This is a genomic window from Micromonospora sp. NPDC048935, from assembly GCF_043197875.1.
GTDB lineage: Bacteria > Actinomycetota > Actinomycetes > Mycobacteriales > Micromonosporaceae > Micromonospora.
On record NZ_JBICTZ010000001.1, the window covers coordinates 968,057 to 985,910 of the forward strand.

The following is a 17,854-nucleotide window of genomic DNA, read 5'->3' on the forward strand; positions in this document are numbered from 1 at the left end:
GGCCGAGGGTCGTCCCGGTGTCCCGGGGGCGCCACCGGCGTCGCGGTCCCATCAAGGTCACTCGATGACGCCGGGCGCGCTGCCGTGCGCCGCCCGGTGGGCCCGTCGCGGATCGTGCCTGGTGGCGGGGTCTGCCGCGGGGTCCGGTGCCGATCATGGCGGCGCCGCCCATTTGACAACGTTGCCATGGGCAGGCGAAGGTGCCGGGAGGGGCTGCGGGGGTGGCTGTGACAGGCGAAGACTCGGTAACGTCGATATTGCCGGATTGTTACATTTTCAACAGTCCCTCGCCTTGCGGATGGCCCTCCGGCCGCAATACGTTGCCGTCAACAACAAAACCAAGTGAAGGTTCAACCTTCCGGAGGCAACCGATGACGTTGGCGAGGTGGTACGAGCGATGAGCAGCGTGCCGATCCTCCTTGAGATGCGCTCCATCACCAAGGAGTTCCCCGGAGTCAAGGCCCTCTCCGACGTCAACCTGGTGGTTCGCGCCGGCGAGATCCATGCCATCTGCGGCGAGAACGGTGCGGGCAAGTCCACGCTGATGAAGGTTCTCAGCGGGGTCTACCCGTATGGCAGCTATGACGGCCAGATCGTCTACCAGGGGTCGGAGAGCAAGTTCTCCGACATCCGGGCCAGCGAGAACGCCGGCATTGTGATCATCCACCAGGAGCTGGCGCTCATCCCGGGCATGTCGATCGCCGAGAACATCTTCCTCGGCAACGAACCGCGCAAGCGGGGCGCGATCGACTGGAAGGCCGCGAACCGGATGGCACTGGACCTGATGGCCCGGGTCGGCCTCCAGGAGGACCCGGACACCCTGATCAAGGACATCGGGGTCGGCAAGCAGCAGCTCGTGGAGATCGCCAAGGCGTTCGCCAAGGACGTGAAGCTGCTCATCCTGGACGAGCCGACGGCCGCCCTGAACGAGGCGGACTCGCGGCACCTGCTGGACCTGCTGCGCGGGTTCCGCTCCCGTGGCATCACCTCGATCATGATCTCGCACAAGCTGAACGAGATCGAGGCGATCGCCGACCAGATCACCATCCTGCGCGACGGCCGGACCGTGGAGACCCTCGACGTCAAGGCGGACGGGGTCGACGAGGACCGGATCGTGCGGGGCATGGTCGGCCGCGAGCTGAGCAGCCGGTACCCGGACCACACCCCGAAGATCGGTGACGTCTTCTTCGAGGTCCGCGACTGGAACGTTCGGCACCCGATCTCCGCCGAGCGCCAGGTCTGCAAGAACGAGAGCTTCGTGGTGCGCCGCGGCGAGATCGTCGGCTTCGCCGGTCTCATGGGCGCGGGCCGCACGGAACTCGCGATGAGCATCTTCGGCCGCTCCTACGGGGTGTACGAGTCGGGCACGATCATCAAGGACGGCAAGGAGATCGTCCTGAAGTCGGTCGCGGACGCGATCGACAACGGGCTCGCGTACGTCAGCGAGGACCGCAAGGCGATCGGCCTCAACCTGCTCGACGACATCAAGACGTCGACGGTGGCCGCCAAGCTGTCCAAGATCTCGCACCACGGCGTCCTGGACGAGGTCGAGGAATACCAGGCGGCCGAGGCGTACCGCAAGGAGTTGCGGACCAAGGCCCCGACTGTCGACGAGAGCGTCTCCAAGCTCTCCGGCGGCAACCAGCAGAAGGTCGTCCTGGCGAAGTGGATGTTCACCGACCCGGACCTGCTGATCCTCGACGAGCCGACCCGCGGCATCGACGTGGGCGCCAAGTACGAGATCTACGGCATCATCCAGCGGCTCGCCGACCAGGGGAAGGGCGTCATCGTCATCTCCTCGGAGCTCCCTGAGCTGATCGGGCTCTGCGACCGCATCTACACCGTGTTCGAGGGCGCCATCACGGGCGAGATCGCCCGGGCGGACGCCACCCCGGAAAACCTCATGAAGCAGATGACCTCGACGAAGAAGTTGGCCTCCCGATGAGCCGTATCAAGGACCTTCAGAAGAATCTGTTTGGAGGTACGACCTCCAATGCGCGCCAGTTCGGGATGATCTTCACCCTGGTGGCGATCGTCCTGATCTTCCAGATCTGGACCAACGGGCTGACGCTGCGCTCGGACAATCTGATCGCGCTGTTCCAGCAGAACTCGTACATCCTGATCCTGGCCATCGGCATGCTCATGGTGATCGTCGCCGGGCACATCGACCTGTCGGTCGGCTCGGTCGCGGCCTTCACCGGCATCCTGGTCGCCAAGTCGATGACCGAGTGGGACCTGCCGTGGCCCGCCGCCATCGTGTTCGGTCTCGCCATCGGCGCGGTGATCGGCGCCTGGCAGGGGTTCTGGGTGGCCTACATCGGGGTGCCGGCGTTCATCGTCACCCTGGCCGGCATGCTGCTCTTCCGCGGCGGCAACCAGTTCATCGGCAACGCGCAGAGCATTCCGGTGCCGGAGGGCTTCCGGGACATCGGCTCCGGGTTCCTGCCCGAGTTCGGGCCGGACTTCGGCTACAACAACGCGACGCTGCTGCTCGGCCTGGCTGCGGCGGTGGCCGTGGTGTGGCGCGAGATCCGGGCCCGCAACACCCGTCGGGCGATGGACGCCGACCCGGCGCCGATGTGGGTGTCGATCCTGCGAATGGCCATCATGGTCGGGGTCATCGCCTTCGCCTCGTTGCGCTTCGCCAGCGGTCGCGTCGGCACCAGCTTCCCGATCTCCGGCATCATCCTGCTGCTGCTCGTCATCGCGTACTCCTTCTACACCCGCAACACGGCCGGTGGCCGGCACATCTACGCGGTGGGCGGCAACTCCCGGGCGGCCGAACTGTCCGGCGTGAAGCTCAAGCGGGTCAACTTCTTCGTCATGATGAACATGTCCGTCCTGGCCGCGCTGGCCGGCATGATCTTCGTGGCCCGTTCGGCGGCCTCCGGCCCGCAGGACGGCAACGGCTGGGAACTGGACGCCATCGCCGCGGTCTTCATCGGTGGCGCTGCCGTCGCCGGCGGTATCGGCACCATCAGCGGGTCGATCGTCGGTGGTCTCGTCATGGCCGTGCTCAACAACGGTCTCCAGCTCGAAGGTGTGGGCACCGACAAGGTCCAGATCATCAAGGGTCTGGTCCTGCTGCTGGCCGTCGCGGTCGACGTCTACAACAAGAGCCAGGGGCGCTTCTCCATCATCGGGAGCCTGATGCGGCCGTTCCGCCGCGACGACTCCGCCTCACCGCCGGACGCGGAGCGCGAGCCCGCCAAGGCAGCGGTGTCCGGCTGACGGTCACCGACCTCACCACCCTGTTACACATCCAGAAAGGCAAGTCCTCACCATGCGTAAATTCTTCGGCACGTCGGTGGTCGCCATCAGCGCCGCCGCCATGCTGGCCCTCGCTGGCTGCGGCTCCGGCCGCGACGGCGACTCCGGCTCCAGCGGCGAGGCCAAGGGCTTCGCGGCGAACTCCCTGATCGGTGTCGCCCTGCCGGCCAAGACCTCCGAGAACTGGGTTCTCGCCGGTGACCTGTTCACCAACGGTCTCAAGGAGGCCGGCTTCCAGGGTGACGTGCAGTACGCCGGCGCGTCGACCACTGTCGCCGACCAGCAGGCCCAGATCACCGCCATGGTGACCAAGGGCGCCAAGGTCATCGTCATCGGCGCGACCGACGCCGCGCAGCTGTCGACCCAGGTCGCCGCGGCGCACCAGGCCGGCGTGAAGGTCATCGCGTACGACCGCCTGATCAAGAACACCCCGGACCTCGACTACTACGTCGCGTTCGACAACTTCAAGGTCGGCCAGCTCCAGGGCCAGGCCCTGCTGGACGGCATGAAGGCCAAGAAGCCGAACGGCCCGTACAACATCGAGCTGTTCTCCGGCTCGCCGGACGACAACAACGCCGGTGTCTTCTTCGACGGCGCGATGAGCGTGCTCAAGCCGGAGATCGACAAGGGCAACGTTGTCGTCGCCTCCGGTCAGAAGGACGTCAAGCAGACCGCCATCCAGGGCTGGAAGGCCGAGGGTGCGCAGGCCCGCATGGACCAGCTGCTGACCTCGACCTACGGCACCAAGCCGCTCGACGGCGTCCTCTCCCCGAACGACACGCTGGCCCGCGCCATCCTGACCTCGGTCAAGGGTGCCGGCAAGCCGACCCCGATCGTCACCGGGCAGGACTCCGAGGTCGAGTCGGTCAAGTCGATCGTCAAGGGCGAGCAGTACATGACGATCAACAAGGACACCCGCAACCTGGTGAAGGAGACCATCAACATGGTCAAGGCTCTCCAGGCCGGTGACAAGCCGCAGGTGAACGACACCAAGTCCTACAACAACGGCAGCAAGGTCGTCGACACGTACCTGCTTCCGCCGGTCGCCGTCACCAAGGCGAACGCGGCCGAGGCGTACGCCAGCGACCCGAAGCTCGCGCCGCTCACCAAGTAGTCACCGCACGGTAGGCAGCACCGCCGATGGGTCCCGGGTCTCCTCTACCGGGACCCATCGTCGTCCTCGCGCCCCCGCGCCAACCGGCTTCGACCCGGAAGGAGGTCTGACCGTGGCGACACCCGTCCGGGCCAGGCCAGCCGGCGTCGGCCGCACCACCGAATCCCCGCTGCCGCTGGTCCCCGGCGCCAGCCAGGAGGAGATCCGGCGGCAGAACCTCGGCGCCGTGCTGCGCTACGTCCACCTGCACGGGCCGACGTCCCGCGCCGAGTTGACCAGCCGGCTCGGCCTCAACCGCAGCACCATCGGCGCCCTCGCGGCCGACCTGGTCGCCAGCGGCCTGGTCAGCGAGGAGGCACCGACCACCGCCCGCCGCGCCGGTCGCCCGTCACTGGTGGTCAGTCCCCGCTCCGACCGGGTCTACGCCCACGCGTTGAGCATCGACGCGGACCGGCTACGTGCCGCCCGGGTCGGCCTCGGTGGGCAGATCCTCGACCGGCGGGAGATCCCGCGCCCCAGCGGCCTGTCGGCTGTCGACGCCGTCGGACCCCTCGCCGACCTGGTCCGGGACATGGAACGGTCGGTAGCCACCGACGCGCTGCTCGTCGGCGGTGCCGCGGCGGTCACCGACACCACCCGGGACCCGGACGGCCGGATCCGGATCGCCAGCCTCGACGAGACGCTCGGGCTCGCACTGGAGGCGGAGTTCCGCGGCGGCCCCGGTTTCGTGGCCGGTGACCTGGCCGACATCGCCGGCCTGGCCGAGCACGTCCGGGGCGTGGCGGTGGGCACCGACGACGTCATCTACCTGCACGGCGACCTCGGCATCAGCGCCGGCATCATCGTCGCCGGCCGGCTGGTGATCGGTCACCGCGGGCACAGCGGCAAGGTCGGCCACATGGTCGTCAACCCGAACGGCCTGCCCTGCGGCTGCGGCTCACGTGGCTGCTGGGAGACCGAGATCTCCGAAGCGGCGTTGTTGCGGCACGCGGGCCGCGATCCGAGCGACCGCGCGGCGGTGGCCGAGGTGCTGCGCGCGGCGGCGGACGGCGACCGCACCGCCCGCGCCGCCGTCGAGCAGGTCGCCGGGTGGCTCGGCTTCGGCGTGGCCAACCTGGTAAACGTCGTCAACCCGGACGCCGTGGTGTTCGGCGGGTCCCTCCGCGACATCTTCACCGCCGGGGCCGACGTGGTCCGCGAGCGGTTGGCCACCATGCCGCTGCCGGCCTCCCGCGAGCACCTGCGGCTGCGCGCGGCGGCCCTCGGCCGCGACGCCGTCCTGATCGGCGCCGCCGAGCTGGCCTTCGACAAACTCCTCGTCGACCCGCTCAACGTCGGCGTCGCCGGCCATCCGGCCGCCGGGTAGCCGCTACGGCCCGCCGGGCGCCGAACAGGTGGTGTGTGCCGTAACGCCGGCCGCGCCGCTCACCACTGTCCTACGTTTTCTTCGTGACAACAGGTGCCTGGCGGCGGCGTGCCGACCTCTCGCCACCGGGTACCCGTGACCGGCCGTGACCGGGTCCGCCGAGTCGGCGGGCGGCGCCGGACCGCCGTCGACACGGCTCATCGCCCTCAGCGACGCGGTGTTCGCGATCTCGATCACCCTGCTGGTGCTGGAACTCCGCCCACCGACCGACACCGCCCACCTGGCCCGTGGCCTCGTCGAGCTGTGGCCCTCACTTGTCGCGTACGGCGTCAGCTTCCTGCTCATCGGCGAGATCTGGGCGGACCACCACCTCATGTACAGCCGGATCGTCGTACACGATCGAGTACTGCTCTTTCTCAACACGATGTTCCTGATGAGCGTGGCCTTCCTGCCGTTCACCACCTCCGTGCTGGCGGCGGCCTTCCGGGACGGCCAGGGTGAGCGCGCGGCCGTGGTGTTCTACGGACTGTCGTTCGGCGTCGGCTCGCTGCTGTTCAACTCGATCTGGTGGTACGTGAGGCGTGGCCGCCGCCGGATCCAGCCCGACCTGAGCCCGAAGCAGGTGCGGACCTCCACCCGGCGGTTCCTGCTGGCGCCCACGCTGAACGCCGTCGGGGTGCTCGTGGGCGCGATCCTGCCCCCACTCGGCCTGGTCTTCTTCGTGGCGCTGGTCCCGCTGCTCTGGTTGCCGATCCGGGCGATCAGTTCCGGGTCCAGCCGGGTCGACATGAGGTGACGCGACAGTGGCGGACGGCCTGCGTATCTTCCCGCCGCTCTCGGTCGCCCGCTACCGGCGACCCGCCGGCTGACCCGCTCGACGACCGCGCCCCCGGTGGACCGCACCACCGGGGGCGCGGGTCCGTCAGCCTGCCGGCCGTAGCACCCGGCCGGGGCCGGCGGCGTTGTCGGCGGCGGCCTGGCTGCGCTGTGTCCCGGTGACGCAGACGTCGTCGCCGAGGAACGCCTCGCGCCACACGTACCCGGCGACGCAGGTGTGCGGGCCGTACGGGCCGCTGACCCAGCGGCTCGTGGCGACCGCGTTGTCCGCCAGCACCTGGGAGCGGGTCGTGCCGCTGACGCAGACGTAGTCGGACTGGTCGGCGTCGCGCCAGACGTACCCGCTGACGCAGGTGTTCGGGCCGAACACCAGGCGGGCCGGATTACGCCGGGACGGGGCGGCGGCGTTGTCCGCGGCGGCCTGGCTGCGTTGCGCCCCGGTGACGCACACGTCGTCCCCGGCGTACGCCTCACGCCACACGTACCCGGCGACGCAGGTGTGCGGGCCGTACGGGCCGTTCACCCAGCGGCTCGCGGCGGCGGCGTTGTCCGCCCACACCTGACTGCGGGTGGCACCCGTGACACAGACGAGGTCGCCGGCACGGGCCTCACGCCAGACGTACCCCTGCACGCAGCGGTTGACCACGTCGGTGGTCACGGTCACCGAGGCGGCGTTGCCGGAGAGCCAGTTCACGCCGATCTGCACACCGTTGGCGTTGAGCGACTGGGCCGGGCCGCCGCCGGGCCCGGTGCGCAGCAGGGTGGGAGTGCCGTTGCGGACCTCGTGCAGCAGCACGGTGTCGGCGGGGATGCCGGCGCTCCAGCCGGTCTTGCGGCGGAACTCGACGGTGTAGTAGCGGAACAGGTCGGCCGGGTCGAAGGGGATCCGGATCAGCTGCGTGCCGCTCGCGGCGGGCACCTCCAGCGGGGCCAGCGTGACGGTGCGCGAACCGACCCCGTCGGCGGCCATGGTGAGGATCCGGTTCTTCGGCAGCCAGCCCAACTCGTCGCGGTGCGGCCCGTTGAGCCCGACCGCGCTCGTGCCGTAGTTCGCGGTGGTGAACGCGTAGATGTTCATCGCGCTCATCTCGTCCCAAGGGTCGTCGTACTCGCCCGGTTGGGACCAGGGCGCGTTCTGGTACGTCGTGTCGTTGGAGAACGAGTGGCCCAGGTTGTAGCCGTGCAGCATCTCGTGCGCGGCGAAGCCGACGTTCCAGGCACCCGGGTCGAGCAGCACCCGGCCGCCGGCCGCGCCGGAATCCACCCCGTCGTTGAGCATGACCGCGATCCGGTTGCCGGCGGGCACCGCGTAGCCGGCGGTCGCCGCGGTGTCCACGCAGCGCTGGATCCGGGTCCACCTGTCGATCGACTGGAACTGCGCCAACGTGTACGGCATCGAATACCAACCCCGCACCACCGAACCGGCCAGCGACACCCGCCCGCCGGACTGGTCGGCGAGGTAGTCGGCCACGCCGCCGGTGCCAACCCCGGCCGCGGTGAGGAAGTTGGCGAAGTGCGACGGTGGTTGTGGCTCCGCCGGCCTGTCACTGAACTTGCACAGCAGCACCGACCAGGCGGTGGCGTTGCGGATCGGGCTCGCCGTCGCCGGGGAGGGCGGCAACACCACCGCGCCCAGCACGGCGCAGCCGAGCGCCACGGCCGACGCGGCGACCCGGTGGAGGATTCTGGACTTCACGCGTGCTCCCATCCCTGTGGCCCGGCCAACCCGGGCCCGGAGTCCACATCGGAGCACCGAGGGTGAGTGGAGCGGCGCGTTGAGTCGCGTAGGCGACGGGCCGGAATCCGACTGCGGCGGACCGTCGGCGGCCCGCCCGGACGGGTGATCGCCGAGCCCCGTGGCCCCGGCGATCACCCCGTCGAGCGGCTACGCGATCCGACGCACCCGGCGGATGGCGAGATAGAGCAGGAGCAGGGCGAGGGCGACGAAGATGCCCGTCTCGATCCCCTGGAACAGCCAGAACCGGTCCGCCGGCTGGTAGAGCTGCCAGTTGTACGCGCCCGGCTCAAGCCCCAGCTCCGCACCGCAGACCCGACCGTCCGGCCCCTTGCCGCCCGGCGGGCACTGGATCCGGCCGCCCTCCGAGATCATCGTGCCGTCCGGGTTCCGGATGCCCTGGGCGAGGATCCAGTCCCCCCGGCTGATTTCCGGTGGTCCTTCGCCCTCGATCGAGAAGGTCTGGGTAAGGGCCGGCTGGTAGTGCCGTCGGGCCAGCAGCTCCACCGCCGCCCGGACGCCGATGAAGCCGGCGAGGGTGATGCCCATGGCGGGCAGCATCCGCTTCCAGACGGTGCCGGCGAAGACGCCGAGCGCCACGGCGAACAGGGTGTACCCGATCGGGACGATGCCCTGTAGATCGAAGATGATCATGCCGAACCGGCCCTCGTGCGCGGCGGTGGTGAGCGGGGCGACCCACCAGGACATGCCCAGCCCGTAGACCGTCGCGAGGGCCAGGGCGACCGCGCCCACCGACCCGAACTTCACCAGGGCCCAGCGGGTCCGGCCGACGCCCTGGGTCCAGACGAACCGGTGCGTGCCGTGCTCCACCTCGCGGGCGACAAGCGGGGCGCCCCAGAAGAGGCCGACAAGCGCCGGAAGGGTGATCAGCAGTACGGCCACCAGGCTGAGGTTGGCGTACCTGTCGCCGAAGCGCCGGAAGCCCGCATCGCAGGTCTCCCTCGTCGCCTGGGCCACGTCGGCGCGGGCGAGTTGGCTGGCGCAGTCCGTCAGCCCGAGGTCGGCGTAGGTGTTGCGCATCGCCAGGCCGATGGGCACCAGCAGGGCGGCGAGCGCCGCGAGCCCCAGCAGGGTGTAGAACGCCTGCTTGCGGTGTTGCCGCCAGGTCAACCAGATCATGCTGCCACTCCCCACTCGCTGTGCCGGGTCTGCGTGGTGCCGTCGGCCAGGTAGGCCAGCACGACGTCCTCCAGGCTGACCTCGCGGACCGTCCAGGCCGGGTCGGTGACCGGGCCGTCGGTGCGGACCAGCAGCGTGGACTGCCGGTCGGTGTGGCTGGCCCGGACCACGGCGGCGACGCCCCCGATGACGCCGCCGTCGTGGCGGGGGCCGACCAGTTGGCGGTGCTCGGTGACCAGGTCGTCGACCGTGCCGGTGAGCTGCACCTGGGCGGAGTTGAGCACGATCAGGTAGTCGCAGACGCGTTCCAGGTCGGCAAGCAGGTGCGAGGACAGCAGGACTGTGGTGCCGGACTCCGCGACGCTGCCCATCAGCGACTGGAGGAACTCCCGTCGGGCGAGGGGGTCGAGGCTGGCCACCGGTTCGTCGAGCAGCAGCAGCCGGGGCTGCTTGGCCAACGCGAGGGCGAGCGCGACCTGGGCCCGTTGGCCGCCGGAGAGCCTGCCGACCGGTCGGTCCGGGGGGATGCCGAGCTGGGCCAGTCGCTGGCGGGCCAGCATCGCGTCCCACCGCCTGTTCAGCTTGCCGCCGGCGGTGACCAGCTCGGCCGCGGTGAAGTCCCGGTACAGCGGGGTGTCCTGGGCGACGAACCCGATGTCGGCAAGGCCCTCCGTGTCGCCGTAGGGGGATCTGCCGAACACCCGCACCTCGCCCGCGTCGGGCTTGAGCAGCCCGACGGCCAGGTGCAGGAGTGTGCTCTTGCCCGCGCCGTTCGGCCCGACCAGTGCGGCGATCCGGCCGGCCGGCAGGTGCAGTGAGCAGTCCCGCAGCGCCCAGGTGCTGCCGTACCGCTTGCCCAGCCGGTCGGCTTCCAAGATCATGTCCATTTCTCTGTCCTCTCGATCCGCCTGCGCCCGTCGCCTCGTGGCGGCGCGGCGCGTGCTTCGGTGCCTGGTGGTTCGCTCGCCGCACACGTTCAGGCGGGCTCCTTCTGGGGGGCGTCGTCGGCCAGGGTGGCGCGCAGCGTGGTCTCCACCAGGGCGATGACGTCCTCGGCCGAGAGGCCCGCGGCCTGCGCGCGCTGCAACCAGGCGACCAGGTCCTCGCGTAGCTCGGCCTGGTTGGGCAGGGACGCGCCGGCCAGGGTGCGCTGCACGAAGGTGCCCACCCCGGGTCGGCCACCGACCAGACCCTCGATCTCCAACTCCCGGTACGCCTTCAGCACCGTGTTCGGGTTGATCGCCAGTGACTGCGCGACGTCCCGGACCTTCGGCAACTGGTCGCCCGGCGTCAGCAGACCGACGCGTAGCGCCTGCTTCACCTGCTGCACGAGCTGCATGTAGGTGTTCACCTTCGACCGGCTGTCCAACACGAACTCGATCACTCGCGATGATCCTTCCTGTTGTCCTACGACAGTAGGACTAATAGACAGCTTCATCGGTGCTCCCGCCGCTGTCAAGTTCGCTCGTGCGCCCGGCGCGTCGGGCCCGGTGGCACCGGCTGGCCAGGGGTTGGCACCAACGGGCCAGCTCACCGGGTAGGGACCGGCGACCAGTTCGCGCGACGGGAAGGTGTTCGATGGTCACGAGCGACCTGGCGACGTCGAGCGCGACTCCACTACAGGCGGCTCGCGCCCGGGGCCGGGTACGCGGGCGGCTGATCCTGCTCGGCCCGGCATTCGTCGCCGCCGTCGCCTACGTCGACCCCGGCAACTTCGCCACCAACTCCGCCGCCGGTGCCCGATACGGCTACCTGCTGGTCTGGGTCGTGGTGGTGGCCAACCTGATGGCGATGCTGGTGCAGACCCTCACCGCCAAACTGGGTCTGGCCACCGGGCGCAGCCTGCCCGAGCTGTGCCGGGAGCGGCTGCCCCGGCCGCTCAACCGGCTGATGTGGGTGCAGGCGGAGTTGGTCGCCATGGCCACCGACCTGGCCGAGGTGATCGGTGGCGCGGTCGCCCTGTACCTGCTCTTCGGCATCCCGCTGCTGCCCGGCGGGCTCCTCATCGGCACGGCGGCGTTCGCCGTGCTCGCGCTGCGCGCACGGGGGTTCCGCGCCTTCGAGATCGCCATCGCCGTCCTGCTCGGGGTGATCGTGCTGGCCTTCGCCGCCACCCTGCTCGCCTCCGGCTCCGACCCCGGCGCCGCCGTGGCCGCCCTGGTGCCTCGGCTCCAGGGCACCGACAGCGTGCTGCTGGCCGCCGGCATCCTCGGCGCGACAGTCATGCCGCACGTCATCTACGTGCACTCCGCGCTGACCCGCGACCGCATCCCGGCCACCGACGACACCGAGCGCCGGATCCTGTTCCGGGGCCAGCGCACCGACGTACTGCTCGCCCTGAGCGCGGCCGGTGCGGTCAACCTCGCCATGCTGCTGATCGCGGCGGCCAGCTTCCGTGGTGGCGGCCCGGGCGGCGCGGACAGCCTGGAGGGGGTGCACGCCGGGCTCGGCCAGAGCATCGGCACCGCTGCGGCGTTCGGGTTCGCGGTGGCGCTGCTGGTGTCCGGGCTGGCCTCGACGAGCGTCGGCACCTACGCCGGTGAGGTGATCATGCAGGGCTTCCTGCGGCGACGGATTCCGCTGCTGCTGCGCCGGCTGGTCACCCTGCTGCCCGCCCTGGCCGTGCTCGCCATCGGCCTCGACCCGACCCGGGCGCTCGTGCTCTCCCAGGTCATCCTCAGTTTCGGCATCCCGTTCGCGCTGATCCCGGTGGTCGCCTTCACCCGGCGGCGCGACCTGATGGGCAACCTGGTCAACCACCCGCTCACCACCGCCGCCGCGTCCCTGGTGGCCGTGCTTGTGGTAGCCCTCAACGCCTTCCTGCTCTGGCAGGTCACCGCCGGCTGAGCCAGTTGAGCCGGCTGAGCCAGTTGAGCCGCCTGAGCCAGTTGAGCCGCCTGAGCCGGTTGAGCCCGGTCGGCGGTGGCAGCGGGTGGGTCAGGTGCGACGGCCCTCGTCGCGGGTGGGGATCTCCTGGCGCTGTTCGAGGGCGTCGGCCGGATCGGCGTCGGCCGGCAGCGACGTCACCTCCTCGATCGTGCCCGCCGGGAGGGCGCCCTGCTCGGCCAGGTCCGCCTCGGACGCTTCGGGGTCGACGTCACCCGACACCCGGTCCGGCGGCCCGTAGTCGACGGCGTCCTGGCGTTGCTCGTGGGCGTCCGCCTCCGGGGGAGGAAACGTGTCGCCCTGATCATCCCGGTACGTGCTCATCGGAGCCTCCTGCCCGGCGGGTGTCGACATGGCGCCGGGCTGCTGCCTACCCGCCAGCACCGCCGTCACGCAGTGGAGTTCTGGCGGCCAGTCCCAGCCCCAGCAGCGCGCACACCGCGCCGACCAGGAAGAGCAGCGAGGCGGCCGGCTGGCCCAGCCACTCCCAGTACGGGTGCCGGGCCGGGTGGAACTCGCCGCGGTGGTGGCGCACGAGCGACGGGACGGCCAGCAGGACCGGCAGCCACCACAGCACCACCGCCACCCCCAGCAGGACGCTCACCGCGCTGCCGCGCCGTCGTCCCGCGGTGCGGCGACTGACCCAGCCGAAGACCCACCACCCGGCCACAGTGCCCAACAGCGTGCCGAGCACCCCGGCGGGGACCACCAGCGGCGGTGGCGCGCGATGCAACTCGACAGCCAGGTAGGTGGCTTCGGCGGCGGTCTGCGACGAGATCGAGGCGTTCAGGATGGTGTCGCCCCGTCGAGCGATCAGCGTGGTGTTGGTGATCGCGAGTGGGGTGGCGCAGATCTTGTCCCCGCAGCTCATGCCCTCGGTCACCTGCGGGTCGTACACCCGCCAGCCGGCACCGGTCAGGCGCTCCCGGGCCACCGCGACGATCTGCTCGGCGGGCACCGGTGGCGCGCCGAGGGCGGCGGCACCGGTGGCGCTCTCCTGGTATTCGCCGCCGTCACCGAGCACAAGGGTCTTCACGGTGCCCAGCCGCAGCGCGTGCCCGTAGACGACGAAGAGCGCGGGCGGGACGTCGATCTCGTCGAGGTCGTGGCCGGGAAAGGCCGTTGTCAGGATGCTGCTGGCCTCGGCCCGGTCCGGTTGCGCCCGGGAGGTCTCCCAGGCGGCCCGGCTCGCCAACGCGCCGGTGAAGAGACCGCAGACGATCGCGGCGAGCGGCACCCAGACGACGGCCGCGCCCCTGCTCGGACGGCCCAGGCGGCGGAGCAGCAGCCGCCCGGACGAACGGGCCGCCGAGGTGTTGGTTCCAGGCATGACACCCTTCCGATCGATAGCGCGGCGGAGCGACAGTACATCGACAGGAGGTGTGGACGCGTCGCGGCGACTACCACCGTCGGTGGCTCGGATCGGCCAGGATGGTCAGGTGGCCGGGGCGCGGCCGCGACGAGGAGGGCGGGCGATGCGGGTACGCGGGCGGTTGACCTGGGGGCGGCGTGCCCGTGCGGGGGTGGCGCTGGCGGCGCTCCTCGCCGGGCTGGTGGCGCCGGCCCTCGTGCTGACACCGGCCGCGGCGGCGGGTGCGGCGGCGGGGACGCCGGTGTGCCAGGTGCGCGACGACCGGCTGCGGGAGCTCTCCGGCATGGTCGCCACCGACGACGGGTACGTGGTGATCAACGACGGTGCCGACGACGAGGCCCGCCGCCGGATCTTCTTCCTCGACAAGCGCTGCGCGGTGCTCCGGGCGGTGGCGTACCCGTCCCGCCCCCGTGACACCGAGGACCTGGCCATCGGCCGCGACGGCACCGTCTGGGTCGCCGACATCGGCGACAACGACCACTCCCGGGCCACGATCGCCCTCTGGCGGCTCGCCCCGGGAGCGGACGAGCCGGTGCTGCACCGGATGACGTACCCGGACCGCCCGCACGACGCGGAGGCGTTGCTGCTCGACGCGTCCGATCGGCCGGTGGTCGTCACGAAGGGCGGCAGCGGCACCGTCTTCCTGTACGCCCCGACCGCCGCGCTGACACCGGGGGCGACGACGCCGCTGGCCTCGGTCGGCCAGGTGACCCTGCCGACGACGAGCACCAGCAACCCGTTCTCGTTCCTCGGTCGCGGCGTGATCACCGGGGCGGCGAGCGCGCCGGACGGGCGTCGGGTGGTGCTGCGCAGTTACGCCGACGCGTTCGAGTACGACGTGCCCGATGGCGACGTGGTCCGCGCGCTGACCGCCGGCACCCCGCGGATCACCCCGCTGCCGGACGAGCCCCAGGGCGAGTCGATCACCTACAGTCGCGACGGCCGGTCGTTGCTCACCGTCTCCGAGTCCGCCGACCAGCCAGCGGGCACCCGGCCGACCATCCTGCGCTACCCGGTCACCGACGCACCGGCCCCCGCCGCGCCCCCGACCGGCTCGGCCGCCTCCGTGTTGCCCACCCCCGTCCGTCCGATCGCCGAGGACACCACCGGCCCGGACGGCCGGACCTGGCTGCTGGCGGCCGGCGCCGGCACCCTCGTGGTGCTGCTCGGCCTGGCCGGCGTGCTGCGCTGGCGGCACACGGCACGTCGCTGAGCGGACGCGGCAGGTGCGGCAGGATGGTGGGATGTCCGTGCTGTCCACGTTGCGTCACCCGATCATCGCCGCCCCGATGGCGGGCGGCCCGTCCACACCGGCGCTCGTGGCAGCCGTCTCCGCCGCCGGTGGGCTGGGCTTCCTGGCCGCCGGGATGATCGACACCGAGCGGTTGGCCGCCGACATCGCGGAGGTTCGCACGCGTACCGACCGGCCGTTCGGCGTCAACGTCTTCCTGCCCGACCCCGGTGGCGTCGACGAGGCCGCCGTCCGGGCGTACGCCGAACGGCTCGCCCCGCAGGCCGCCGCACGCGGGGTGCGCCTGGGTGAGCCGGTCGGCGGCGACGACGCGTACCCGGAGAAGGTGGCCGCGCTGCTCGCGGACCCGGTCGGAGTCGTGTCCTTCGTGTTCGGGTTGCCGGAGCGGGCGGTGGTGGCCGCCCTGCGCGAGCGGGGCACCGAGGTGTGGGCCACCGTCACCCGCCCGGACGCCGCGGCGGCCGCCGCCGACCTGGGCGTGGACGCGGTGGTGGTGCAGGGCACCGAGGCCGGCGGGCATCGCGGTGGTCTGCCGGACGACGACGACTACGCGCTGCTGCCCCTGCTCCGGCTGGCCGCCGCCCGCTGCGACCGGCCCCTGGTGGCCGCCGGGGGCATCGTCGACGGCCCCGCGCTGGCCGCCGTGCTCGCCGCCGGTGCCGCCGCCGGGCAGCTCGGCACGGCCTTCCTGCGCTGCCCGGAGGCGGGCAGCTCGCCGATGCACCGCACGGCGGTGGCCGGCACCACGCCGACCGCGCTGACCCGGTCGTACACCGGCAAGCGGGCCCGGGGCGTGGCCAACGACTTCCTTCGCCAACACGACGCGGCGGCACCGACCGGCTACCCCCAGGTGCTGCACCTGACGCGTCCGCTGCTGGCCGCCGCCCGGCGCGACGGGGACGCGTCGGTCGCGAACCTGTGGGCGGGGCAGGCGCACCCCCTCGCGCGGGACCTGCCGGCGGCCGAGGTGGTCACCGACGTGAGTGCCGGTGCCCGAGCCGCGCTGGCGGCGGCGGCCGAGCGGTCGACGCGCTGGGGCTGACCGGCAGCCTCGGGCGGTCGGGACCGCCGGCCGGGAAACCCGTAGAGTCTCGCCGTGATCGAGATCGGTGCGCAGGTCGACCTGTCCCACCCGCCCGACCGGGTCTGGCGCGCACTGACCGACCGGTCACTGCTCGGACGGTGGTTCGCCGAGGCCGACACGGTCGAGGGCGTCGCGGACCGCCTGCTGCTGCACACGGCCGAGTTGCCCGGCTTCGAGGCCAACGTCGGGGTCGAGGTGACCGAGCGGCAGGAGCCGACACTGCTCGTGCTGGCCTGCGACGAGGCCGGCCGGCTCAGCGAGTTGACCTGCACGGTCACGGCCACCGGGCAGGGTTGCCGGCTGGAGGTGCGGGAGGTCACGACGCACGGCGCGTGGTCGGCCGAGCAACACGACCCCCGCGAGCAGCAGGTGCGCCAGGCGCTCACCGTTCGACTGCCGGCCATCCTCGACTGGCTCGCGTTCCAGCAGGTCGACCTGCGCCGCAGCGACGGCGGGATGACCGCCGAGCTGCCGCTGGTCGGCCCGCGCGGCGCGTCCGGTCGCACCCGCCGCCGACGTCGCACGCTCGTCGCCGCCGTCGCCGGTGCCGCGCTGGTGGCGGGGACGGCGGCCTGGCTGACGTTGCCGCCGGAGTCGAAGCCCGCCGCCGCACCGGGGCCGACGACCTCACCGTCACCGACCGACACGGCCGGCAAGCCCGCCGTCGCGCCGACGGCGACGCCCTCGGCGCGACCCTCGCGGACCACCGCGTCGGCGACCACCCGCCCGAGCCAGACCCTGTCGGCGACACCGTCGAGTACGCCCGAGTCGGCCGCGCCGCCCCCGCCACCTCCGCCGCCGGCACCGGTGGTGGCCCGGTACGCGACCGACTCCAGCCGACTGTTCGGCTACACGGGTGAGATCGTGGTCGACAACCCGGGCAGTGCACCGGTGGCGGACTGGGCCGTGGTGGTCACCCTGGGCGAGGGCACCACGCTCGACGACGTCGACGGCGCGAACTGGCGACAGGACGGGCGGGCGATCACCTTCACCGGAGCCGCCGTGGCGGCCGGGGGCTCCCAGACGTTCAGCTTCGACGCCCGCGACAGCCGGCCGAAGGCCCGGGGCCCGGAGAGCTGCGTGATCGGCGGGCAACCCTGCGCGGGCCTCTGACTAGGCTGCTGGCATGGCACTCCTGCACCGGGCGACCCTGCGCCCCACGAAGCTCGAACTGCTGGCGACCTGGCTTCCGGACCGACCCTGGTACGTCGGACCCGCCGGCGTCGAGGTGGTGAGCCGAGGGGCCTACCGCTTCGACGACCCGGCCGGCGAGGTCGGCATCGAGACGATACTGGTCGGGGCCCCCGACGGGCCGGTCCACCACGTCCCGCTCACCTATCGCGCCGCACCCCTCGACGGTGCGGACACCTGGCTGGTCGGCACCACCGAGCACTCGGTGCTGGGCCGGCGCTGGGTGTACGACGGCTGCGTCGACGAGGTGTACGCTGCCGCGCTCGCCCACGCCATCCGCACCGGCTCCGGCCAGGCGGAGCAGTACTTCGAGGTGGACGGTCGGCGTGAGGTGCGCGAGCCGAGTGTGACGGTCACCGTCAGCGGTGCGGGGAACGCCGACGCGGCACCGGTCGGCGCCGTGCGCCGCGTGGTCGACGAGGACAGCACGCGCATCGTCACCGACTCCGTCGAGCTGGTCGTCGTCCGCCGGCCCGGCACCGCCGACGCCGCCGGGGCCGCCCTGCTCGGAAGCTGGGACGGGCAGCCGACGAGCGTCCCGCTGGCGTACGTCCCGACGCGCTGAGTGCGCGGTGGGCGGCCCGACTCGTCGAGCCGCCCACCGCGT

At 71.7% G+C, this 17,854-nt stretch carries 16 protein-coding genes; 10 read left to right on the top strand and 6 right to left on the bottom strand.

Annotated features, from left to right (window positions below):
• The first annotated feature begins 397 nt into the window (after positions 1-397).
• From mmsA to ACGFIW_RS04860, 5 genes are all read left to right on the top strand, one after another.
• The gene (mmsA, locus tag ACGFIW_RS04840) at positions 398-1,945 is read left to right on the top strand and encodes a multiple monosaccharide ABC transporter ATP-binding protein (protein WP_393310959.1); all 1,548 of its coding nucleotides are present in this window, start codon (positions 398-400) and stop codon (positions 1,943-1,945) included.
• Positions 1,942-3,231 carry a multiple monosaccharide ABC transporter permease gene (gene mmsB / locus ACGFIW_RS04845; protein WP_393310960.1) on the top strand — a complete coding sequence of 430 codons (1,290 nt, stop codon included), beginning with the start codon at positions 1,942-1,944 and terminating at the stop codon, positions 3,229-3,231. The genes mmsA and mmsB overlap by 4 nt, the downstream gene beginning before the upstream one ends.
• Positions 3,232-3,283: 52 nt before the next feature.
• Positions 3,284-4,384: a substrate-binding domain-containing protein gene (locus ACGFIW_RS04850; RefSeq protein WP_393310961.1), complete on the top strand. Its 1,101-nt coding sequence runs from the start codon at positions 3,284-3,286 to the stop codon at positions 4,382-4,384.
• A 112-nt stretch (positions 4,385-4,496) separates the two neighbouring features.
• Positions 4,497-5,750, top strand: a complete 1,254-nt coding sequence (locus ACGFIW_RS04855) for an ROK family protein (RefSeq protein WP_393310962.1) — start codon at positions 4,497-4,499, stop codon at positions 5,748-5,750.
• A gap of 145 nt (positions 5,751-5,895) precedes the next feature.
• A complete protein-coding gene (locus ACGFIW_RS04860) occupies positions 5,896-6,546 on the top strand; it encodes a TMEM175 family protein (protein WP_393310963.1) in 651 nt (216 codons plus the stop codon).
• A 126-nt stretch (positions 6,547-6,672) separates the two neighbouring features.
• Here the strand turns inward: ACGFIW_RS04860 and ACGFIW_RS04865 are convergent, their stop codons facing one another.
• The 4 genes from ACGFIW_RS04865 to ACGFIW_RS04880 all read right to left on the bottom strand — a co-directional run bounded on the left by ACGFIW_RS04865 (position 6,673) and on the right by ACGFIW_RS04880 (position 10,846).
• Positions 6,673-8,283 carry a hypothetical protein gene (locus ACGFIW_RS04865; protein WP_393310964.1) on the bottom strand — a complete coding sequence of 537 codons (1,611 nt, stop codon included), beginning with the start codon at positions 8,281-8,283 and terminating at the stop codon, positions 6,673-6,675.
• Positions 8,284-8,472: 189 nt separating this feature from the next.
• Positions 8,473-9,462: an ABC transporter permease gene (locus ACGFIW_RS04870; protein ID WP_393310965.1), complete on the bottom strand. Its 990-nt coding sequence runs from the start codon at positions 9,460-9,462 to the stop codon at positions 8,473-8,475.
• Positions 9,459-10,349, bottom strand: a complete 891-nt coding sequence (locus tag ACGFIW_RS04875; RefSeq protein ID WP_393310966.1) for an ABC transporter ATP-binding protein — start codon at positions 10,347-10,349, stop codon at positions 9,459-9,461. The genes ACGFIW_RS04870 and ACGFIW_RS04875 overlap by 4 nt, the downstream gene beginning before the upstream one ends.
• A gap of 89 nt (positions 10,350-10,438) precedes the next feature.
• The gene (locus ACGFIW_RS04880) at positions 10,439-10,846 is read right to left on the bottom strand and encodes a GntR family transcriptional regulator (protein ID WP_393249088.1); all 408 of its coding nucleotides are present in this window, start codon (positions 10,844-10,846) and stop codon (positions 10,439-10,441) included.
• Positions 10,847-11,040: 194 nt separating this feature from the next.
• Here ACGFIW_RS04880 and ACGFIW_RS04885 point away from each other — a divergent pair, with 194 nt between their 5' ends.
• Entirely contained in the window at positions 11,041-12,309 is a 1,269-nt protein-coding gene (locus tag ACGFIW_RS04885; protein ID WP_393310967.1) for an Nramp family divalent metal transporter, read from the top strand.
• Positions 12,310-12,399: 90 nt separating this feature from the next.
• Here the strand turns inward: ACGFIW_RS04885 and ACGFIW_RS04890 are convergent, their stop codons facing one another.
• Both ACGFIW_RS04890 and ACGFIW_RS04895 read right to left on the bottom strand, forming a co-directional pair.
• On the bottom strand, positions 12,400-12,672 hold the full coding sequence (locus tag ACGFIW_RS04890) for a hypothetical protein (RefSeq protein WP_393310968.1): 273 nt from the start codon (positions 12,670-12,672) through the stop codon (positions 12,400-12,402).
• Between the two features lie 46 nt (positions 12,673-12,718).
• Entirely contained in the window at positions 12,719-13,678 is a 960-nt protein-coding gene (locus ACGFIW_RS04895; RefSeq protein ID WP_393310969.1) for a hypothetical protein, read from the bottom strand.
• Between the two features lie 145 nt (positions 13,679-13,823).
• Between ACGFIW_RS04895 and ACGFIW_RS04900 the strand changes: the two genes are divergently transcribed.
• The 4 genes from ACGFIW_RS04900 to ACGFIW_RS04915 are packed head-to-tail and all read left to right on the top strand — an operon-like array spanning position 13,824 to position 17,812.
• Positions 13,824-14,933, top strand: coding sequence for a hypothetical protein (locus ACGFIW_RS04900; protein WP_393310970.1), 1,110 nt, complete (start codon positions 13,824-13,826; stop codon positions 14,931-14,933).
• 31 nt (positions 14,934-14,964) lie between these two features.
• Positions 14,965-16,014: an NAD(P)H-dependent flavin oxidoreductase gene (locus ACGFIW_RS04905; RefSeq protein WP_393310971.1), complete on the top strand. Its 1,050-nt coding sequence runs from the start codon at positions 14,965-14,967 to the stop codon at positions 16,012-16,014.
• 54 nt (positions 16,015-16,068) lie between these two features.
• Positions 16,069-17,169: an SRPBCC family protein gene (locus tag ACGFIW_RS04910; protein ID WP_393310972.1), complete on the top strand. Its 1,101-nt coding sequence runs from the start codon at positions 16,069-16,071 to the stop codon at positions 17,167-17,169.
• A 13-nt stretch (positions 17,170-17,182) separates the two neighbouring features.
• Positions 17,183-17,812 carry a hypothetical protein gene (locus ACGFIW_RS04915; RefSeq protein WP_393310973.1) on the top strand — a complete coding sequence of 210 codons (630 nt, stop codon included), beginning with the start codon at positions 17,183-17,185 and terminating at the stop codon, positions 17,810-17,812.
• Positions 17,813-17,854: the final 42 nt, after the last annotated feature.